Origin of the sequence: Ruegeria sp. 6PALISEP08 (genome assembly GCF_001238295.1) — a bacterium.
Classification (GTDB): domain Bacteria; phylum Pseudomonadota; class Alphaproteobacteria; order Rhodobacterales; family Rhodobacteraceae; genus Ruegeria.
Genome location: NZ_LGXZ01000011.1, coordinates 17,509 through 36,324, shown reverse-complemented (window position 1 = coordinate 36,324; position 18,816 = coordinate 17,509). Strand labels below are relative to the sequence as shown.

The window sequence follows — 18,816 nt, the reverse complement described above, 5'->3', positions numbered from 1 at the left end:
GCGCGCGAGTTAGCGGATCATACCCGCCCTGTCAATTTGCAGGCATATCCTCGACTACGCCGACGATGGGCCCCAACGAGAATCCCAGATCCGAGCGGTTACTCGCCCGGTCATACATCCGCGAGATATTGCCATCCAGAAACAGCGCGTTCGGGGTATCCAGCACATCGCGGAACAGGCTGCCGAATTCATGGAAGGTGACATAATCCTCAGAGATTGCAAAAACGGCCCGCATTCCATCGGCGCTGGTACCCACGCCGTTGCGGATATAGCGCGATGTCGAATCGGGCAGAAAGCGAGGGTGCAGTGCGCCGTCGATCACCAGCATAGGGCCGGATTGGGTGGCAAAGCGGCAGATGGGGGCTTGATCCACGAAATCCAGCGTCTCGAAAACATCGGCGCGCCCGTCGCGGATGCAGAACACTCCATTGGGCAGCAGGCCGAAATTTCCAGGACCGGGGTTCGGGATTACCCGCATCTGCTCTTGCCCGTCCTCGACGTAATGGCCAACGGGCGAGCGGTCGTCGTGATACATACCCGCGTTCATCGCAAAAGCCAGCCGTTTGCCCTCGGGCGCAAGTGCCTCGTTGACCGAGGAGAAATGCCCCAGCACTTCGCCGTCTTCGCCATTCAGAAACAAGCGCAGGTCTGCGGCGGACGCGTCGACTTCGCAGACGGTATAACGCAGTTCCTCATGGGTCAGATTTTCGCACGTAACCGCAAAGGCTTGTGTGGCGCACAAGATCGCGCCCAATGTCGTTAAAGTGCGGATCACTCGTCCAGATCGCGGCGCACCGCGTCCTGCTGGAACATGCGGCGGGTGTCGTCCAGACGGTCAAACGTGTCATCCAGACGGAATCTCAGATCGGGCGAGAATTTTAGGTTCAGTTTTTTGCCGATCACGCGCCGCAGCTCACCCTTGTTGCGGGCGAGCAGTTCGATCACGTCCTCCTGCCCCTTACCGCCCAAGGGCAGCACAAAGGCGGTTGCGATCTTCAGATCGGGCGAGGTGCGCACCTCACCTACGGTGATCGACATGCGGTTCAGGTCGGGGTCGTGGATATCTCCGCGCGCCAGAACTTCGGACAGTGTGCGGCGGATCAGTTCGCCGACACGCAGCTGTCGTTGGGACGGGCCGGGGCCATCGTGGAATTTGTTCTTTGCCATATCTCCGATCTAAGCCCAAAGCGGGGCTTTGCCAAGCGGGCGCGAACGGGGTAGGAGGCTTTGAGCCGAATTCGAGAAAGGACCAGCGCAATGACCCATATTCCGGGGATCGTCATCACAGGGGCTTCGGGCCGTATGGGGCAGATGCTGATCAAGACTGTCACCGACAGCGATCAGGCGCGTCTGGTTGGCGTGGTCGAGCGCGAAGGGCATGACTGGATCGGTCAGGATGTGGGTACGGCCATGGGCGGGCAGGCGCTGGGCGTCATCGTGACCGATGACCCGTTGGAAGCATTCGCACAGGCGCAAGCGGTGATCGATTTTACCGCGCCCGAAGCGACTTTGGAATTTGCCGCTCTGGCTGCGCAGGCGCGCTGTGTCCACGTGATCGGGACAACCGGCATGTCCGACGAGCAAATCGCGGCGCTGGAACCTGCCGCGCGCCATGCAGTGATCGTGCGGGCCGGGAATATGAGCCTTGGCGTGAACCTTCTGGTGCAACTGACAAAAAAGGTTGCTGCGGCATTGGATGAAGATTTCGACATCGAGATCATCGAAGGCCATCACCACCACAAGGTTGACGCGCCCTCGGGCACGGCACTGATGCTGGGCGAGGCGGCTGCTGAGGGGCGCGGCGTCAAGCTGGCGGATGTGTCTGATCGGGGTCGCGATGGCATCACCGGCGCGCGCAAGCGCGGTGACATCGGCTTCCACGCCATTCGCGGCGGCGACATTGTTGGTGAACATGATGTGCTGTTCGCCGCGCCCGGAGAACGCATCGTCCTGCGTCATTTGGCCAGCGACCGCGCGATCTTTGCCCGTGGTGCACTCAAGGCCGCGCTGTGGGGGCAGGGCAAGGCACCCGGACAATACGATATGGTGGACGTGCTGGGGTTGTGAGCCAGTCTACAACCCTGTTTCGCATTCATAACCCTTTACGATTGCAGAAAAACAAACCCAGACTGACTTCAACAAGAGAACGTCAGGTATGGTGCCGAATTATCAGGTAGTTGAAACGGATGAAGTTGGTAACGCTGCTGCGGTCATCATAGACGGCGAACGCTATCTGGCATTCAACCCCGAATGGCTGGCGCAGTACGAGGCGGACCCCAATGCGCGCTGGCAGCTATATGGCGTCATGGCGCATGAGGTCGGTCATCATCTGCAGGGGCATACCATTACCGGTACAGGATCACGTCCGCCGACCGAATTGGAAGCAGACGAATACGCAGGCTTCATCCTGGCAGCACTCGGAGCGAACCTGGAAGAAGCGCAGTCTCTTTGGGCCACGCTGCCAGCAGAGGGGTCAGTGACGCACCAACCGCAACATCAACGCCTCGCGGCTGTTGAGCGTGGCTGGTTGCGTCGAAAAGGACAGCCACCTGCCACAGCAACTCCGGCTGCACAGCCGCCGGCTGGCAGGGCACATCTGCGCTTGCCGACTATGGTCCAGTATCGTGGGTCAACTTTGAGATCACTGAAGTTTATCCCGGAACACATTATCAGGACACGGCCATCACCGAGCTCGCATTCGATTGATCACGAGTGACTGCCGGTCGCACGGTTCAATGACGCCTCACCGCCTTTTTGAATGGGGGTTAAAACAGCAATTGCCGTGTTTGCATGTCAAGATTCGAGTTCTGACTTTTATCCTCGTAGACGGATCGTCTTTCAAAGCTAAAGTTCTGCTATGGGTATGTTGAAATCTGGAGTGGTGTCGGGCCTTCTTTTGGCGCTGTTTTATCTGACGCTACTGCCTTTTGTTGTGCATGGGTTTGGTATGATTGGCGTTGGGCTGTCGGACAAAGCAGCCACGCAAAGCTACTTGTTTGCCGATGGCCAGATTGTCGCCAATACGGCCATGACGTTGCACATCTTGGCTGGCACATTGTTGCTTATGCTTGTGCCGCTTCAATTGCTGAATGGCCTTCGCCTCAGGTACAACCGATTTCACCGCGCGTTGGGAACTGGCTTGGTTGCGCTGGCGCTGATGACCGGGGCGGCGGGCATGACATATATCCCATTACGCGGAACAATCGGCGGCCCAGTGATGTCTGCTGCCTTCTTTCTGTATGGCCTCTGCCTGTTCACTGCGGCCTTGATGGTGGCGCGCATGGCCCTGACCGGGGATCGCGCAAGACATTGGAGCTGGGGGTTGCGCCTGTTCTGGCTGGCGCTGGGGTCGTGGTTGTATCGGGTGCATTACACACTTTGGTATCTGGCGACCGGTGGTCTTGGGTCAGAGCCCGATTTCTCGGGCCCTTTCGATCTGGTTCAGAACTTTGCGTTCTACGTGCCGTATTTGCTGGCCGTGCAGGTTTGGATCGTGCGCAGACGGTCAGGGCATCAAGGGGATTTGTTTACAGGTCCCTGATCTTGTCTTCGCGCAATGGGCAGGCCAGATACACGCCGAATTCCTTGCCAATATCCGCGCTGACCCGGGCATGAACGGCCCCTTGACGGTCAAGAAAGCGCTGATTGTCTTCGACCGGGAAAATCCCTTCGTGCCAGATGCCAGGGTGGATATACAAACCGCGCGATCCGTCACACCAGAATGCCACCACCTTGTCGGGGGTCAGGTTATCTCCGGGAAGGGCAGCAGGCACGATGAAAGGCTTGTTGTCCAGCGGCCAGAACATCTGCCCTCCATCCGGGTGGTAGTTCATGTGCCACAGAAGCACCTGATCCCGTGGCGTGGTTTGCTGGTCCGTCTGCGCGTTCTGAGGATCGGCAGACCAGCCAAGAACGTAGTGACCTTTGACCGCTTCGTTTTCGCCATACAGGACATCGCCCTGCCAATCGCATTTGAACGTGCCTTCGACCCAGCCACCTTCGTCACCTGTTCCTTCGTCGATGGGGCGCCAGCCTTGCTGGGGCCAGCGCACTATTTCGATTTCAAAGGATTCAGGGTCATCGACAAGGCAGCCATAACCCTTGACCGTATCTTCCGTTGCCCTAATCAGGGGAACTTCATGCCACGGCAAGGATGGCTTGGAACTGGCTTCGAAAATGTACTCGGGCGCAGTCATGTTGTTCCCAGATGTCTGTCGACCATGCGCTGCACCATCGGGGCAAAATGGGTGAAATCGGGGGTCTCCATTTCCGCGCGTTTCCCGGCCTCGTCGAGATAGCGTACTTGAATGATCTCTTTCAGGTTCGGGTTGGCTTCGAATTCTGCTACTTCCTCGGCGCTCATCGGTCCACCTTGCAGTTCCAATGTATGGACCGAGGCGGCAGACAGGCGGTTGAAATATTCGGGTTTAGTGGCGCAGAGATACCTCTTGGCCGCCACGTGGTAACGGCAGCAATCAGTGATGACCGAGGGGAAGAACTGCTCCAGCACTTCGGCCCCTGCATCCTCGTGATGGCGGTCTTCGGTGTCGTCGGGGTGATAAGTGCCGAACTCGGACGTAAAGTGCCCGATGTCGTGCAGTAGCGCGCCGACGATAATTTCTTCGGGTTGACCGTTCTGCTCGGCGATGGTGGCCCCTTGCAGCATGTGCTCGGCCATGGTGACGGGTTCCCCCAAATATTCTTCGCCGCCGCGACGTTCAAAGATGTCGCCGATGAAGGCCACGATGTTTTCCCTGTTCAAAGTTGAGAAATCGGGTTTCATTCCGCTGCCTCCGGTTGGGCCATCTGCATCGCAGCCAGTGTCGACAGCAGACCATCCTTGTCGGCGTAACACCCCTGCAACCAACGCGAACCCGCACCGGAATAGCCCAGCCGTGCGTGCAGAACGCGGGTGTTGTCGACGATAAAGCTTTCACCCGGTTCCAGTTTGAACGACACGCCCATGGCCGGGTCGTCGATGATCTCGCCTAGCTGACGATAGGCGGCGTAATAAGCTTCCATCTTGTCGAATGGTACGTCCACGAAAGGCGCGGACGAACGGTTGTTGAAGCGGATGCCGATCAATTCTCCATCCGGAGACAGCTCGATCATCGGACGGCGCGACCGCAGCCAGACCCCGTCTGAACCTTTGTATTCAAACCGTGCTGGGTGGCCTGCCAGTAGGGCAAAACCCTCGGGGTTCTGTGCGCGCAGTTTTTCGGCAGCGCGAAAACCATCGACCACGATCGAGTCGCCACCTTCTGCTGAGTTCTCAAGACAATAGAGGATTTGTAGCGTAGGTACCGGGTCGCGATAGGGATTATCGGTATGGGCCTGCAAACCCAGTCCGGTATAAGCGAGGTTGGTCGGGTTCACCTCGGTCCGCACTTCGAAATAGGGGCCATAGTTAGTTTCACGCACATAGCCGAACAGACCCGCAACTTTCAGCAACGATTCCGGCTCGGTTGGCCCGCCCGTCAACTTGGCGAAGCCGAATTCTGCCACAGAAGCCAGCCAATTGCGCTTGGCTGCAGGGCTGGCATGGACCTCGTTCCAATCGCCGCTGGGTGCTTCGATGCCGCGTTCCCATGTCGTTATACCCGGTGCGATACGACCTAGTGCAACATCTTGATCGCGGTCGTAACTGTGTTCGGCCAGCCAGTCGGCCGGGAAGGTAACAGTCTTGCCTTCAGGCTGGAACGTGACCTGCAAACCGCCCGAAACAACCTCGGCTGCACTGACCGAGATGTTTGCAGGGATATCGCCGATGGTGATCAGACGCTGGCCGTTTCCGGGCGCGCGGGTTTCGGAGTCCAGCGCGTTGTCGCGCAGCCAGATGGCGTGAAAGCGGGCTTGGGTTCCGGTGTCAAACGCGACGGTGACGACCGAGGTGTCGTGGGTGGCAGAGCGCAGCATGGGGGTCTCCTGTTCAGCGCGGGCTTTGGTTGAGCAGATAGGCTGTTCGTGGCATTACGACAATTAATCCTTATTTCGGCTGAGGCTTGGAAAATCTTATGGCTAAAAAGAAGATCGGACTGCCACCTCTGGACTGGTTGCGCGTGTTCGAGGCAGCGGGGCGTTTGGGTGGGTTCTCGGCCGCAGCCAAAGAGTTTGGTTTGACACAGGCCGCTGTCAGCCAACGGATCGGCAATCTTGAAGCCTGGCTGGGCCGATCCTTGTTCGTGCGCGAGGCACGGGGTGTTTCGCTTACTGTGGAAGGCGAGAGCTATTTGCCGCTAGTGCAAGACAGCCTGCAAGCGTTGGAGCGCAACACAGAGGATTTGTTCGGGAAGTCCCCGCGTGAGTTGCGGGTGGCCGGATTGTCTTCGAACATTCATGCGCTGGTCCTGCCTGCTCTACCTGCCTTCCACCAGTTGCGGCCCAAGGTGCGGGTGATGACGGACTCGGTTGCACGGCGGTCTTCGCTGGATGAAGAACGCACGTGGCTGCAAATCCGATATGGCCGAGGCATGTGGGTAGGGCGCGATGCGGCCTTGATTGCGCGCGAGGTACTGGTGCCCATGGCAGCCCCGGGTGTCGATTGGGGCGCACCTTTGATCGATTTGCGTGGTGAACGCCCCGGTTGGCGAGAATGGGCTCAGAAATGCGATCAACAGGATGTACCGCCGTCCCAAATTAGTTTTGATTCGATGGAGCATTCGATCTCGGCGGCGCGGCGCGGGCTTGGTGTGGTGCTGGGGTCGGTTCCTCTGGCCTCGGCCGATCTTCAAGAGGGGCGATTGCGCAGGTTGGACCAGCCTGAACTTCAAACCAAAGACGGGTATTGGCTGACATGGCCCGAAGACCGGGCAAAGTCCAAGAAACAGCGCGCCTTGATCGAGGATTTCTTGCAGGCGCTGCGCGGCTGATCGCTCAGAAATCGATGGCGATCCCCTTCTTTTCCCAATCACCATAACGGGCGGGGTCCGGCCCATCGCGTCCGCCCAGTTCCTTGGGCAGTTCCTTGGCCTCGGCTTCGGCTTTGCGTCGGCGCTCTTCCGCTTCGGCCAGTGCGCGCTGGGCGGCGGGGGGCAGATCTTTGCGGTCGTCAGTCATGACATCGGCTTCCTTTCCGTGCTGCGTCTTGATATACGCCCGCGTCCGCCAATGGCAATGCGGGCGCAGGTCACATGAAGGCGGTACAATGGAAAACAGCGCAACTGCAGCACGGCGCAGCGCAATCTATCTTCTCGATCAGGTCCTTGGGGAAGGCCGCCTGTTGCCCGAATGTCTCGCAGCGGGCGCATTGGACCGGCTGGGGCCTGAAGATCGCGCGCGTGCTCAGCGGTTGGCGTTGGAGACCTTGCGCGGACTGGAACGCGCCGACAGGTTGCTGGACAACCATCTGAACCGCACACCCGCCCTAACGGTTCATAACGCGCTGAGATTGGGCGCGGTTGAGCTGTGCAACGGTGAAGCCGCGCATGGCGTGGTGAATTCGATGGTCGAGATCATCAGCCGTTCGCGCAAGCATGGGCGTCTCAAGGGCCTTGTGAATGCAGTTCTGCGCAAAGTGGCAGCCGAAGGGCCGGAAGCCTGGCCCAAGATGCGTGTCCCACGTTTGCCAAAATGGCTTCGCGATCCCCTGATCATGGCGTGGGGCGCGGATGCCGTGGCCGGGATGGAGCAGGCGCATTTCGCCGGTGCATCGCTTGATCTGACCGTGAAACCGGGAGCGGCAGGCCCTTCGGGCAATGTGTTGCCGACAGGCTCAATTCGCTTGCAGGATGCCGGTCAGGTTTCGACCCTGCCGGGGTACAAAGCCGGGGATTGGTGGGTGCAGGATGCGGCGGCTGCTTTGCCGGTTCGCGTTCTGGCGCCCAAGGCGGGCGAGAAGGTACAGGACCTTTGTGCAGCGCCCGGAGGTAAAACGATGCAAATGGCCGCCGCCGGGGCGGATGTTACGGCGCTGGATGTGTCGGGCTCTCGGATGGACCGGGTGCGTGAAAACCTTGCACGGACCGGATTGAAGGCGGAGGTTGTTGTTGGGGATGCGCTGGAGCATCAAGGCCAGTACGACGCGATCCTGCTGGATGCGCCGTGTTCGGCCACGGGTACGATCCGACGGCACCCAGATTTGCCGTTTGCCAAGGATGGGTCTGAATTCGGTGGATTGATTGAACTTCAGTCCCAGATGCTCGCCCATGCCTGGGGCTTGCTGAAACCCGGTGGACGCCTGGTCTATTGCACCTGTTCCTTGTTGCCGGATGAAGGTGAGGTGCAGGTCGAAGAGGCGCTGGAGATGTATCCCGATATGAGCGTGGATCGCGACGCACTGAACATACCGGGTGTCGAAGCTGGCTGGATGACCGACGAGGGCGGCCTGCGTCTGCGACCTGACTACTGGCCGGATAATGGTGGCATGGATGGGTTCTATATTGCCTGTCTGACCAAATCCGCCTGAGTGTACGCTTTTCGATGACTTGACGATCGGCGCGGTCTATCGTTGGGTCTCAAGCGCCAGCAGAGCGCAAGGGGCAGAGTAACGCGAGACATGTCGAACTCGGACACCATGACCAGTCGGTGGATGCGGTTTCAAAACCGTTTCTACGCGCGTCTGAGCCAACGGCAAAAGGCGGTCACGGGATTTGTAGCGCAACCTGATCCGCGCACTGTGGGCTCGTTTGCCCGCGGACGACAGCTGGTCGCCGGAAACCTTTTGTTCGCCGGGTATCTGGTCGAGGCGGAAGATACCGGCCTGTGGGATGTCACGGCCCCAAGCGCTGGCTTTGATGATGAACGCCATGGTTTCGCGTGGCTGGACGATCTGGCCGCAGTCGGAGACATGCGCGCGCGCGAAAAGGCGCAACGTTGGGTCTGGGGCTGGATTGAAGCGCATGGTCGCGGGCAAGGCCCCGGTTGGGTGCCTGACCTGACCGGTCGGCGGGTCATGCGCTGGATCAACCACGCGATCTTTCTCCTGCGAGGTGCAGATGAAAAGCAAAGCAAGCTGTTCTTTCGCTCGCTTGCCCAACAGACATGGTTCCTGTCCAAACGCTGGCAGGCTGCGACCCCGGGCCTGCCCCGATTCGAAGCTTTGGCCGGGCTGGTGCAGGCCGGTTTGGCGTTGGAAGGGTTGGAGCATATGGCTGATCCAGCCTTGCGCGCCCTGGCCGGCGAATGCGACAGGCAGGTGGACGCGCAGGGCGGTATTCCCACCCGAAACCCAGAGGAATTGCTGGAAGTGTTCACACTGCTCAGCTGGACCACGGCGGCACTGAATAATCTGGGGCGCGGTGCGCCTGTCGCGCAGGTCAATGCGATCAAGCGGATTGCGCCGACCCTGCGCAGCCTGCGCCATGCAGATGGTGCGCTGGCGCGGTTCCATGGTGGCGGACGCGGTGTCGAGGGACGTCTGGAACAAGCCCTTGCACAAAGTGGCGTCAAACATAAGGCGGCGACGGAATTACCGATGGGCTACGCCCGCCTGTCCGCTGCACGCACCACCGTAATCGTGGATGCCAGTGCGCCGCCTACCGGTGCCGCGTCGTTCAATGCCCACGCCTCTACTCTGGCGTTCGAGCTGACTTCGGGGCGGCGTCCGTTGATTGTGAATTGCGGGTCTGGGGCCAGTTTCGGGTTGGAATGGCGCCGCGCCGGGCGGGCAACGCCGTCGCATTCGACACTGTGCCTGGATGGATTCTCCAGCGCCCGGTTGGCCAATCCCATGCCCGGCCGCGAAAGTCAGGCGTTAGTGGATGCGCCGCAGGACGTGCCTGTTGATTTCGAAGATGCATTTGAAGGTGTCCGCTTCATGGCCGGGCATGACGGGTATGGCAAAGTGTTCGGCCTGACCCATGCGCGGACCTTTGAATTGCGGTTCGATGGTCGTGAGCTGATGGTCGAGGATATTCTGCTGACTGCGACCGACAAGGCAAAGCGCCAATTTGACAAGGCGTTGGACGCCTCGGGGCTCAAGGGGATCGGGTTTGATATCCGCTTTCATCTACATCCGGACGTGGATGCAGCGTTAGATCTGGGCGGGGCGGCGGTGTCCATGGCGCTCAAAAGCGGTGAGATCTGGGTTTTCCGCCATGATGGCGTTGGAAAATTGTTCGTAGAGCCAAGCGTTTACCTTGAAAAAGGGCGTTTAAAGCCACGCGCGACAAAACAGATCGTTCTATCTGGCCGCGCAATGGAGTATGCGACGCGCATCCGGTGGACTCTGAGCAAGGCACAGGACACAGCCTATGCCGTGCGCGATACGCACCGGGACGAGCCAGAATTCGACTGACGCCAAAAGGACCTTTGGACCCATGACCGATCTTCACCCCGTGCGCCGCGCGTTGCTTTCCGTATCCGACAAAACCGGGCTGATCGAGCTGGGCAAGGCGCTGGCCGAGCGCGGGGTCGAGCTGCTGTCGACTGGCGGCACGGCCAAGGCGCTGCGCGATGCGGGGCTTGCGGTCAAGGATGTCAGCGAGGTCACCGGCTTCCCCGAGATGATGGATGGCCGCGTCAAAACCCTGCACCCAATGGTGCATGGTGGTCTGCTGGCGTTGCGCGACAATGACACCCATGTTGCGGCCATGAACGAACACGGCATCCGTGCAATTGATCTGCTGGTGGTGAACCTCTACCCGTTCGAGGCCACCGTTGCCAAAGGCGCAGGTTACGATGAATGCGTCGAGAATATCGACATTGGCGGTCCGGCGATGATCCGGGCGGCGGCCAAGAACCATGCGTTTGTAAACGTGGTCGTGGACGTTGAGGATTACGACAAACTGCTGGGCGATATGGATCAGCACAACGGTGCGACCTGTCCGAAATTCCGCCGGAAGCTGGCGCAAAAGGCCTATGCCCGCACCGCGGCCTATGACACCGCCGTATCCAACTGGCTGGCCGATGCGCTGGAGCTTGAGGCCCCTAAGCGCCGCGCCTTTGCCGGTGAGTTGAAACAGACCCTGCGCTATGGCGAGAACAGCCATCAGCAGGCTGCCTTCTATACGGACGGCACGAATCGTCCGGGTGTGGCCACCGCCGTGCAGCATCAGGGCAAAGAGCTGAGCTACAATAACATCAACGACACGGACGCTGCGTTTGAGCTGGTTGCTGAATTCGACCCCGCTCGGGGCGCGGCTTGTGCCATTATCAAACACGCCAACCCTTGCGGCGTGGCCACAGGTGCAAACCTGCTTGAGGCCTACAAGGCCGCGTTTGACTGCGACCGAACCTCGGCCTTCGGCGGGATCGTGGCGCTTAACCAGCCGCTGGATGCAGAAACCGCGCAAGAGATTACCGGCATCTTCACCGAAGTCGTGATTGCTCCGGATGCTACTGACGAAGCCAAGGCGATTTTTGCGGCCAAAAAGAACCTTCGCCTGCTGACGACCGACGGCCTGCCTGATGTGACAGCAGGTGGTAAAACCGTCCGTCAGGTGGCCGGAGGCCTGCTGGTACAGGACAAGGATAACGGATTTGTCGGCATGGATGACTTGAAGGTCGTCACCAAAAAAGCCCCGACTGACGTACAGATGCGTGACCTGCTGTTTGCGTGGAAAGTGGCGAAACATGTCAAATCCAACGCCATCGTCTACGTCAAGGATGGCGCGACTGTGGGTGTGGGCGCGGGCCAGATGAGCCGCGTGGATTCGGCCATGATCGCGGCCAAGAAAGCCGAGCGGATGGCGGATGTGCTGGGCCTGCCCCAACCGCTGACCATCGGATCTGCTGTCGCATCGGATGCCTTTTTCCCTTTCCCAGACGGTCTGATGGAAGCCGCCGAGGCCGGTGCAACCTGCGTCATCCAACCCGGTGGGTCCATGCGCGATGACGAAGTGATTGCAGCCGCAGATGAGGCCGGGCTGGCCATGGTCTTCACCGGTATGCGGCATTTCCGTCACTGATGCGGTCTCGCCTGCTTCTCTGGGCGGCTTTGGCTGCCTTTGCGATCGACCAGATCAGCAAGTATCTGGTCGTTCATGTTATGCGCGTGGCTGAGCAGCCAAGTGGCATCGACGTTCTGCCGCCGTTTCTTGTCTTCAAATACGGCGAGAATCGCGGCATCAACTTTGGCCTGTTTCAGGGCGACTCCGACACTGCGCGCTGGGTGCTGATCGGCATCTCGGTTGCAATCTGTGTCGGAGTTCTTGTCTGGCTCAGCCGCACGGCCACATCGAATCTCATGCTCTTGTGCGCTGGTCTTTTGATCGGCGGAGCGCTTGGGAATGTGGTGGACCGGGTTCTTTACGGGTTCGTTCTGGATTTCCTGAACATGTCCTGTTGCGGCATCAACAACCCGTTTGTGTTCAACCTGGCAGATGTGTTTATTTTTGCAGGGGCCATTGGGCTGGTCCTGTCTGATGGCAAAAAGCCCTCGTGACGCGCCGAATGAAATGCGATAAAAGCGCCTTAAACAGGCTGGAGACACCAATGCGGATGCCGCGCGCCATTATTGTTCTGACTGTTGCCGCTGCGGTTGCGGCATGTTCGAATCCTGGTCTGCGGGATCTGGCGCCTCCGGGACCCGGTCCGGACGAGTTTTCGGTTTTGCCGGTCAAACCGCTGACGCAGCCTCAGGATTATGCATTTCTGCCCGCGCCTACGCCCGGCGGTGGAAACCTGACGGATCCGAATCCGAACGCTGACGCCGTGGCTGCGCTGGGTGGCAATGCGTCGGCTTTGAACCCAAATACAGCTGTGCCATCTTCAGACGCGGCATTGGTCACGGCCTCCAGCCGGTATGGTGTGTCACCCGATGCGCGCCAGGTTGTCGAGGCCGAAGATGCCGCGTTCCGAAAACGCCGTGGCCGCTGGACCGGTTTGCGCCTGTTCCCTGTTGACCGCTATGGGCAGGTCTACGAGCGGCAATCCATAAATCCCTATGCGGAAACCAACGCCGCGCGTAATGCCGGGATTGAAACCCCGTCATCGCCGCCGGGTGAATAATTCTTAACTTTCCGTCATCGGGCTTGAACCCGGGCCGCACCACCGTAGTTTGAATACCAGAAACGAAACGGAGGATGCCCCATGGTTCGGGCCCTGGCCTTATCGGCTGCCCTGATCGCCGCCACCCCGGTTTTTGCCGAGGACGGAAAAGAAGCGGTCACCACATTCACTCTGGACAACGGCATGGATGTCGTCGTGGTCGAAGACCACCGCGCCCCTGTCGTGCAACACATGGTCTGGTACCGCGCCGGATCCGCGGATGAGCCGATCGGGTCGTCCGGTGTGGCGCATTTCCTGGAACACCTGTTGTTCAAAGGCACCGATACGCTGGCCCCGGGCGAGTTTTCGGCCACCGTCGCGGCCAATGGCGGCAATGACAACGCGTTCACCTCATATGACTACACGGCGTATTTCCAGCGCGTTGCTGCCGACCGTCTGGAACTGATGATGCAGATGGAATCCGACCGGATGCGGAACCTGCGCCTGAGTGAAGGGGATATTCTGACCGAACGTGACGTGATCCTTGAAGAACGCAACCAGCGCACCGAGAACAACCCACGTGCATTGTTCGGCGAACAGATGAATGCCGCGCAATATCTCAACCATCGCTACGGCGTGCCGATCATCGGCTGGATGCACGAGATGGAAGAACTGGACATGGAAGATGCGCTGTCGTTTTACCAGACCCATTATGCGCCCAATAACGCCATTCTGGTGGTCACAGGTGATGTTGAGCCTGTTGAGGTCCGCGCCCTTGCCGAGCAGTATTACGGTGTGATCCCGGCCAACGCGGACTTGCCCGAGCGGGTGCGGTCGCAAGAACCGCCACACACGGCCGAACGACGCCTGACCTACAAGGACCCGCGCGTCGCGCAGCCCTATGTGCAACGCAGCTATCTGGCCCCGGAACGCGATCCGGGTGACCAGGAAAAGGCCGCAGCCCTGTTTTTGCTGGCCGAGTTGATGGGCGGCAGCACCACGTCGTATCTGAACGAAAAGCTTCAGTTTGATGAGCAAAAAGCTGTCTATGCAGGGGCGTTCTATCGCGGCGTCTCGCTGGATGACACGACCTTCGATCTGTTGGTTGTTCCGGCCGAAGGTGTTTCCCTGCAAGAGGCAGAAGATGCCATGGATCAGGCCGTGGTCGACTTTATTGCCGAAGGTGTGAACGAAGACGATCTGAACCGTATCAAGATGCAGCTGCGCGCGTCACAAACCTATGCCCGCGACAATGTGGATGGGATCGGCAACCGGTATGGTCGTGCCCTGACCAGCGGCCTGACGGTAGAGGATGTGCAGGCTTGGCCCGACATTCTTCAGGCGGTGACCGGTGATGAAATCATCGCCACCGCCCGCGAAGTTCTGCAACCCGAGACATCGGTCACAGGCTGGCTGATGCGCGATGATGAGGTGACGCAATGAAACGGTTTCTTGCAACTCTGATTGCCTGTCTGGTTGCTCTGCCGGCCCTGGCTGAGATCGAGATCGAAGAAGTGACCTCGCCCGGCGGTATCAAAGCCTGGCTGGTCGAAGATCACTCGATTCCCTTCACGGCGCTGGAACTGCGGTTTCGGGGTGGCACCTCTCTGGATGATCCGAATAAGCGCGGTGCCGTTTATTTGATGAGCGGCCTGATCGAAGAAGGCGCAGGCGATATGGACGCCCAAACCTATGCCCGTGAACTTGAAGCGCTGGCCGCGTCCTTCAAATATAACGCAGGCGACGATACCGTTTCGATCTCGGCGCGTTTTCTGACCGAGAACCGGGATGAGGTGGTCGACCTTTTGCGAACCACGCTGCACGAGCCGCGATTCGATCAGGATGCCATTGACCGCGTGCGCGCACAGATTCTGTCGGGATTGCGCTCGGATCAGACCGACCCGAATGAGATCGCGGGCCTAAACTTTGCAAAGATGGCCTATGGCGACCATCCGTACGGGTCCGAAGGGAAGGGCTCGATCGAAAGCGTTTCGACCCTGACTCGGGATGACGTGGTGGCCGCGTATGACAGCGTGTTTGCCAAAGACCGCCTGTATGTCGGAGCCGTGGGCGACATCACCGCGGAAGAACTGGGTGTGTTGCTTGATACCTTGCTTGCCGATTTGCCCGAGACCGGTAAACCCATACCGGACAAAGCAGATGTGACTATTCCCGGTGGTGTCAGCGTCGTCGAGTTTGACACACCTCAATCGGTGGCCCTGTTCGGTCAGGCTGGCATTGATCGGGACGACCCGGATTTCTTTGCGGCGTTTGTCCTGAACCACATCCTCGGCGGTGGCGGGTTCGAAAGCCGCCTGATGCAGGAAGTGCGAGAAAAGCGCGGCCTGACCTATGGCGTCGGAACCTATCTGGTACCCAAGGATCTGGCCTCGGTCTATCTGGGGTCTGTGTCCTCTGCGAACGATCGTATTGCCGAAGCGGTTGAGGTGATCCGGGATGAATGGGCTCGTGCGGCCACTGAAGGCGTGACGCAGATGGAACTGGACGACGCCAAGACCTATCTGACCGGCGCCTATCCGTTGCGCTTTGATGGCAACGGACAGATTGCCGGGATCATGGTTGGTATGCAGATGGAAGGTCTGCCAATCGACTATATTGCCACCCGGAATGACAAGGTGAACGCGGTGACTTTGGAAGACGTGAACCGTGTCGCTGCCGAACTGCTCGACCCGGATGGCTTGCACTTTACTGTCGTTGGCAAACCGGTTGGTCTGGACACAACGAACTGAACTGGAAGGGGTGAGCGTGGCTCACCCTTTTTTCATACTGCGCAGCATGTCCCCCATCATCTGGCCGAATTTGCCTGAGCCGCGCTGATACAGCGCGCCATCCACGGCCAGAACCGTGCCGCTGATATAGCTGGCCAAATTCGAGCTAAGAAACAGGCAGGCATTGGCCACGTCCTGCGGCTGACCCCAGCGGCCCAAAGGCACGTCGCGGCGCAACGCTTCTCCGGCATCTGGGGTGGGGGCCAGACGTTTCGCACCCTCGGTGCCTTCGATGAACCCCGGCACGACAGAGTTCACTCGGATGCCCTCGACCCCCCATTCCATCGACAGCGTGCGGGTGATCTGATCGACGCCTGCCTTGGCGGCGCAGACATGGGCTTGGCCCTCATAGGGCAGATAAGATTGCGGGGCGGAGATGTTGATGATGCTGGCACCGGGACGTTTCAGGTAGGGGTAGGCCCCTTTCATCACGTGGATGGTGCCCATCAGGTCGATATCGATTACTGTCTTGAACGCATTCACCGACATCTCAGCTGCCAGTGCCGGGAAGTTGCCTGCAGCGCCTGAGATCAGCACGTCGAAATCACCGAAGGCGTCGTGAAACTGCTTCAATCCATCGGTTACAGCATCCGGGTCACGCACATCAAACGCCGCGCCGATCGCGTCTTGTGCGCCCGCTTGTTTCAGTGCGGTGACGGTATCATCGACCTTTTCCTGCGACCGGCTTGCGACCGCCAGTTTAGCGCCCGAGGCCGCAAAGGCCTCGGCAATGCCGCGATTGATACCGCTGGTTCCGCCAATGACAATGACGGTTTTTCCTGAAAAATCCATGTAGGCCTCCCGTGGCGGGAGCCCTACTCGCCGTAGGGCACCCAGATGTTCTTCACTTCGGTCGCAGCCTGCAGGAAGCGGCGCGATTGGTCCATGCTCCAGTCAAATGTCGTCGCGTTATTGACCCAGGTCCGTTTCAAGTTCCCGGCCGAGACCGCTTCGATCTCTTTCGACAGGTCAGTGGACGAAAATGACCAGACCGCATCCACGTTCAGGTGCGAGGCCAGCGGTTTCGCCAGTTCCGCATGACTGCCGGTCAGGATGTTGACCACGCCTGCGGGGACGTCAGAGGTCTCAAGGATCTGGTAGAAGTCCGTCGCTGCCAGCGGATAGGGTTCCGAGGAAACCAAAACCGTCCGGTTGCCCATCGCAATCGCAGGCGCCATGGCTGAAACCAGTCCCAACAGGGGCGCTTCATCGGCACAGAGGGCACCGATCACGCCAACCGGTTCTTTCATCGCAATCGCGACACCCCGGATCGGAACGCCATGGACCTGACCGTCATATTTGTCGGCCCAGGCGGCGGCGGTGAACAGGCGCTGGATCGAGGCTTCGACCTCTTTCACGCCGTCCTTCTTGCCAGTCATCGCGTCGATCCGAGCCGCGAATTCATCAGCACGCGCCGAGAGGTTTTCGCCGATGTAATACAGGATCTGGGCCCGCAGGTGGCCGGTGGTCCTGGACCAGCCTTTGGCACCTGCAGCAGCCTCAACAGCGTTGCGTACGTCTTTCCGGTTAGCCAGCCCAACGTGACCCAGCAGGCCGGATTTGCCCCAGACAGGCTTCGAATATCCACCATCAGGCCGCGCCTGTTTGCCACCGACATACATCTTGGCGGTGCGGTCAATCGGGTCGACCGGAGCACCTTCGCCCATGCTTGCATCGACCTTCGACAGCGGTTTTGCCTTGCCTTTGGGCTTGGTATAGGCGGCCAGACCTTCCCAACCGCCTTCTCTGCCAAAGCCACTCTCGCGTACACCGCCGAAACCGGCGGCGGCGTCGAACAGGTTGGTCGCATTGACCCAGACCACGCCCGCAACCAGTTTGGGCGCGATATCCAGCGCGAGGTTCACATTCTCGGTCCAGACGGTCGCGGCCAACCCGTAACGGGTGTTGTTGGCCAGTTCGACCGCTTCAGCAGGCGTACGGAATGTCGAGGACACCAGAACCGGGCCAAAGATCTCCTCCTGCATCAGCGGGTCAGAGGTTTCGAGGCCAGAGATAAGCGTCGGCGGATAGTAGCAGCCATTTTCGGGTAGCTGGCAGGCCGCCTGATGCACGTGGCCAGCCGTGTTGCTTTCGACCATGCCCTTGATGGTCTGCAACTGGACCGGGTCAACGACCGCGCCCACGTCGATACATTTGTCCAGCGGATCACCGATGCGCAAGCCGTCCATCCGGGCGCGCAGTTTCTCGTGGAAGCGATCAGCGATACCTTCCTGAACCAACAGACGGGAACCAGCACAGCAGACCTGACCCTGATTGAACCAGATCGCGTCCACCAGTCCTTCGATGGCACTGTCAATATCGGCGTCGTCGAACACGATGTAGGCGGATTTACCACCCAGCTCCAAGGTCAGTGCTTTGCCGGAACCGGCGGTTGCCTCGCGGATACGGCGGCCCACAACGGTCGAGCCGGTGAAGGCGATCTTGTCCACGTCCGCGTTCACGATCATCTCACCCACCGCACCGTCCCCGGTGACGATGTTGACCACGCCCTTCGGCAGACCGGCCTGCGAACAGATATCGGCAAACAGCAGTGCGGTCAGCGATGTATACTCGGCTGGTTTCAGTACCACCGTGTTACCCATCGCCAGAGCAGGCGCGATCTTCCAAGCCAACATCAGCAGCGGGAAGTTCCATGGGATGATCTGGCCGCATACGCCCAAGGCCTGCGTGTCCGGCAGTTCGCTTTCCATCAACTGCGCCATACCTGCGTGATAGTAGAAGTGGCGCTGTGCCAGCGGAATGTCGATATCGCGCGACTCGCGGATCGGTTTCCCGTTGTCCATGCTCTCCAACACCGCGAACAGACGCGAATGCTTCTGCAGCAGGCGCGCAATGGCATAGAGATACCGTGCGCGGCCTGCGCCGCCCAGCTTCTCCCATTTTGGCTGTGCTTGTCGCGCAGCGCCAACGGCAGCGTCTACGTCGGCCTGTTTCGCCTGTGTCAGCTTGGCAAGCACTTCGCCATTAGCTGGGTTGCGGCTGTCGAAGCCTTTACCGGGCTTGGTGAAGGCGCCATCGATATAGTGACCGAACTTGTCACCCTGATCGACCAGCCAGGCCAGCGCCTCGGCAACGCTTTCGGGGGCGGGGCCGTAATCCATGGTCTCGAAAATCTCTTTGACTGTCATTGTTCTTGTCC

The 18,816-nt window shown here is 59.5% G+C and carries 19 protein-coding genes; 11 read left to right on the top strand and 8 right to left on the bottom strand.

Annotated features, from left to right (window positions below; translation table 11 throughout):
• Nucleotides 1-31: 31 nt before the first annotated feature.
• Together ALB80_RS15890 and rbfA are read right to left on the bottom strand one after the other, a co-directional pair.
• Nucleotides 32-775 (bottom strand): phosphodiester glycosidase family protein, encoded by a 744-nt coding sequence (locus ALB80_RS15890; protein WP_050605079.1) that lies wholly within the window; start codon nucleotides 773-775, stop codon nucleotides 32-34.
• Nucleotides 772-1,167 (bottom strand): 30S ribosome-binding factor RbfA, encoded by a 396-nt coding sequence (gene rbfA, locus ALB80_RS15885; RefSeq protein WP_050605078.1) that lies wholly within the window; start codon nucleotides 1,165-1,167, stop codon nucleotides 772-774. The genes ALB80_RS15890 and rbfA overlap by 4 nt, the downstream gene beginning before the upstream one ends.
• A 90-nt stretch (nucleotides 1,168-1,257) precedes the next feature.
• On the opposite strand from rbfA, the gene dapB reads away from it, so the two are divergent.
• The 3 genes from dapB to ALB80_RS15870 all read left to right on the top strand — a co-directional run bounded on the left by dapB (nucleotide 1,258) and on the right by ALB80_RS15870 (nucleotide 3,541).
• Nucleotides 1,258-2,067, top strand: coding sequence for a 4-hydroxy-tetrahydrodipicolinate reductase (dapB, locus tag ALB80_RS15880; protein WP_050605077.1), 810 nt, complete (start codon nucleotides 1,258-1,260; stop codon nucleotides 2,065-2,067).
• An 88-nt stretch (nucleotides 2,068-2,155) separates the two neighbouring features.
• Nucleotides 2,156-2,716, top strand: a complete 561-nt coding sequence (locus ALB80_RS15875; RefSeq protein ID WP_050605076.1) for a hypothetical protein — start codon at nucleotides 2,156-2,158, stop codon at nucleotides 2,714-2,716.
• 147 nt (nucleotides 2,717-2,863) lie between these two features.
• The gene (locus ALB80_RS15870; protein WP_172677904.1) at nucleotides 2,864-3,541 is read left to right on the top strand and encodes a DUF2306 domain-containing protein; all 678 of its coding nucleotides are present in this window, start codon (nucleotides 2,864-2,866) and stop codon (nucleotides 3,539-3,541) included.
• On the opposite strand, the gene ALB80_RS15865 is transcribed toward ALB80_RS15870, so the two are convergent.
• From ALB80_RS15865 to ALB80_RS15855, 3 genes are read right to left on the bottom strand one after another with little or no spacing between them, the layout of a single operon-like run.
• Nucleotides 3,528-4,196, bottom strand: coding sequence for an ureidoglycolate lyase (locus ALB80_RS15865; RefSeq protein ID WP_050605075.1), 669 nt, complete (start codon nucleotides 4,194-4,196; stop codon nucleotides 3,528-3,530). The genes ALB80_RS15870 and ALB80_RS15865 overlap by 14 nt on opposite strands.
• Nucleotides 4,193-4,783 carry an HD domain-containing protein gene (locus ALB80_RS15860; protein ID WP_050605074.1) on the bottom strand — a complete coding sequence of 197 codons (591 nt, stop codon included), beginning with the start codon at nucleotides 4,781-4,783 and terminating at the stop codon, nucleotides 4,193-4,195. Before ALB80_RS15860 ends, ALB80_RS15865 begins: the two co-directional genes overlap by 4 nt.
• On the bottom strand, nucleotides 4,780-5,916 hold the full coding sequence (locus ALB80_RS15855; protein ID WP_050605073.1) for a TauD/TfdA family dioxygenase: 1,137 nt from the start codon (nucleotides 5,914-5,916) through the stop codon (nucleotides 4,780-4,782). The genes ALB80_RS15860 and ALB80_RS15855 overlap by 4 nt, the downstream gene beginning before the upstream one ends.
• A gap of 98 nt (nucleotides 5,917-6,014) precedes the next feature.
• Between ALB80_RS15855 and ALB80_RS15850 the strand changes: the two genes are divergently transcribed.
• The gene (locus ALB80_RS15850; protein ID WP_050605072.1) at nucleotides 6,015-6,869 is read left to right on the top strand and encodes a LysR family transcriptional regulator; all 855 of its coding nucleotides are present in this window, start codon (nucleotides 6,015-6,017) and stop codon (nucleotides 6,867-6,869) included.
• 4 nt (nucleotides 6,870-6,873) lie between these two features.
• Here ALB80_RS15850 and ALB80_RS15845 read toward each other — a convergent pair whose 3' ends face one another.
• Nucleotides 6,874-7,056 carry a DUF1674 domain-containing protein gene (locus ALB80_RS15845; protein ID WP_050605071.1) on the bottom strand — a complete coding sequence of 61 codons (183 nt, stop codon included), beginning with the start codon at nucleotides 7,054-7,056 and terminating at the stop codon, nucleotides 6,874-6,876.
• Between the two features lie 88 nt (nucleotides 7,057-7,144).
• Between ALB80_RS15845 and ALB80_RS15840 the strand changes: the two genes are divergently transcribed.
• From ALB80_RS15840 to ALB80_RS15810, 7 genes are all read left to right on the top strand, one after another.
• Nucleotides 7,145-8,404, top strand: coding sequence for an RsmB/NOP family class I SAM-dependent RNA methyltransferase (locus ALB80_RS15840; protein ID WP_050605070.1), 1,260 nt, complete (start codon nucleotides 7,145-7,147; stop codon nucleotides 8,402-8,404).
• 90 nt (nucleotides 8,405-8,494) lie between these two features.
• Entirely contained in the window at nucleotides 8,495-10,234 is a 1,740-nt protein-coding gene (locus tag ALB80_RS15835; RefSeq protein WP_050605069.1) for a heparinase II/III family protein, read from the top strand.
• A 22-nt stretch (nucleotides 10,235-10,256) separates the two neighbouring features.
• Entirely contained in the window at nucleotides 10,257-11,846 is a 1,590-nt protein-coding gene (purH, locus tag ALB80_RS15830) for a bifunctional phosphoribosylaminoimidazolecarboxamide formyltransferase/IMP cyclohydrolase (protein WP_050605068.1), read from the top strand.
• Nucleotides 11,846-12,322 (top strand): signal peptidase II, encoded by a 477-nt coding sequence (lspA, locus tag ALB80_RS15825; RefSeq protein ID WP_050605067.1) that lies wholly within the window; start codon nucleotides 11,846-11,848, stop codon nucleotides 12,320-12,322. The genes purH and lspA overlap by 1 nt, the downstream gene beginning before the upstream one ends.
• A gap of 50 nt (nucleotides 12,323-12,372) precedes the next feature.
• Nucleotides 12,373-12,888 (top strand): DUF3035 domain-containing protein, encoded by a 516-nt coding sequence (locus ALB80_RS15820; protein ID WP_050605066.1) that lies wholly within the window; start codon nucleotides 12,373-12,375, stop codon nucleotides 12,886-12,888.
• Between the two features lie 81 nt (nucleotides 12,889-12,969).
• On the top strand, nucleotides 12,970-14,310 hold the full coding sequence (locus ALB80_RS15815; protein ID WP_050605065.1) for a pitrilysin family protein: 1,341 nt from the start codon (nucleotides 12,970-12,972) through the stop codon (nucleotides 14,308-14,310).
• Nucleotides 14,307-15,617 carry a pitrilysin family protein gene (locus tag ALB80_RS15810; RefSeq protein WP_050605064.1) on the top strand — a complete coding sequence of 437 codons (1,311 nt, stop codon included), beginning with the start codon at nucleotides 14,307-14,309 and terminating at the stop codon, nucleotides 15,615-15,617. The genes ALB80_RS15815 and ALB80_RS15810 overlap by 4 nt, the downstream gene beginning before the upstream one ends.
• A 21-nt stretch (nucleotides 15,618-15,638) precedes the next feature.
• Here ALB80_RS15810 and ALB80_RS15805 read toward each other — a convergent pair whose 3' ends face one another.
• Together ALB80_RS15805 and ALB80_RS15800 are read right to left on the bottom strand one after the other, a co-directional pair.
• Nucleotides 15,639-16,448 (bottom strand): SDR family oxidoreductase, encoded by an 810-nt coding sequence (locus ALB80_RS15805; protein WP_050605063.1) that lies wholly within the window; start codon nucleotides 16,446-16,448, stop codon nucleotides 15,639-15,641.
• Nucleotides 16,449-16,471: 23 nt separating this feature from the next.
• Nucleotides 16,472-18,805, bottom strand: coding sequence for an aldehyde dehydrogenase family protein (locus ALB80_RS15800; RefSeq protein WP_050605062.1), 2,334 nt, complete (start codon nucleotides 18,803-18,805; stop codon nucleotides 16,472-16,474).
• Nucleotides 18,806-18,816: the final 11 nt, after the last annotated feature.

Bases quoted from the DNA above. Each gene is read 5' to 3' on its own strand.
- rbfA (WP_050605078.1), bottom strand. From the start codon at position 1,167: ATGGCAAAGAACAAATTCCACGATGGCCCCGGCCCGTCCCAACGACAG.
- dapB (WP_050605077.1), top strand. From the start codon at position 1,258: ATGACCCATATTCCGGGGATCGTCATCACAGGGGCTTCGGGCCGTATG.
- ALB80_RS15875 (WP_050605076.1), top strand. From the start codon at position 2,156: ATGGTGCCGAATTATCAGGTAGTTGAAACGGATGAAGTTGGTAACGCT.
- ALB80_RS15870 (WP_172677904.1), top strand. From the start codon at position 2,864: ATGTTGAAATCTGGAGTGGTGTCGGGCCTTCTTTTGGCGCTGTTTTAT.
- ALB80_RS15865 (WP_050605075.1), bottom strand. From the start codon at position 4,196: ATGACTGCGCCCGAGTACATTTTCGAAGCCAGTTCCAAGCCATCCTTG.
- ALB80_RS15860 (WP_050605074.1), bottom strand. From the start codon at position 4,783: ATGAAACCCGATTTCTCAACTTTGAACAGGGAAAACATCGTGGCCTTC.
- ALB80_RS15855 (WP_050605073.1), bottom strand. From the start codon at position 5,916: ATGCTGCGCTCTGCCACCCACGACACCTCGGTCGTCACCGTCGCGTTT.
- ALB80_RS15850 (WP_050605072.1), top strand. From the start codon at position 6,015: ATGGCTAAAAAGAAGATCGGACTGCCACCTCTGGACTGGTTGCGCGTG.
- ALB80_RS15845 (WP_050605071.1), bottom strand. From the start codon at position 7,056: ATGACTGACGACCGCAAAGATCTGCCCCCCGCCGCCCAGCGCGCACTG.
- ALB80_RS15840 (WP_050605070.1), top strand. From the start codon at position 7,145: ATGGAAAACAGCGCAACTGCAGCACGGCGCAGCGCAATCTATCTTCTC.
- ALB80_RS15835 (WP_050605069.1), top strand. From the start codon at position 8,495: ATGTCGAACTCGGACACCATGACCAGTCGGTGGATGCGGTTTCAAAAC.
- purH (WP_050605068.1), top strand. From the start codon at position 10,257: ATGACCGATCTTCACCCCGTGCGCCGCGCGTTGCTTTCCGTATCCGAC.
- lspA (WP_050605067.1), top strand. From the start codon at position 11,846: ATGCGGTCTCGCCTGCTTCTCTGGGCGGCTTTGGCTGCCTTTGCGATC.
- ALB80_RS15820 (WP_050605066.1), top strand. From the start codon at position 12,373: ATGCGGATGCCGCGCGCCATTATTGTTCTGACTGTTGCCGCTGCGGTT.
- ALB80_RS15815 (WP_050605065.1), top strand. From the start codon at position 12,970: ATGGTTCGGGCCCTGGCCTTATCGGCTGCCCTGATCGCCGCCACCCCG.
- ALB80_RS15810 (WP_050605064.1), top strand. From the start codon at position 14,307: ATGAAACGGTTTCTTGCAACTCTGATTGCCTGTCTGGTTGCTCTGCCG.
- ALB80_RS15805 (WP_050605063.1), bottom strand. From the start codon at position 16,448: ATGGATTTTTCAGGAAAAACCGTCATTGTCATTGGCGGAACCAGCGGT.
- ALB80_RS15800 (WP_050605062.1), bottom strand. From the start codon at position 18,805: ATGACAGTCAAAGAGATTTTCGAGACCATGGATTACGGCCCCGCCCCC.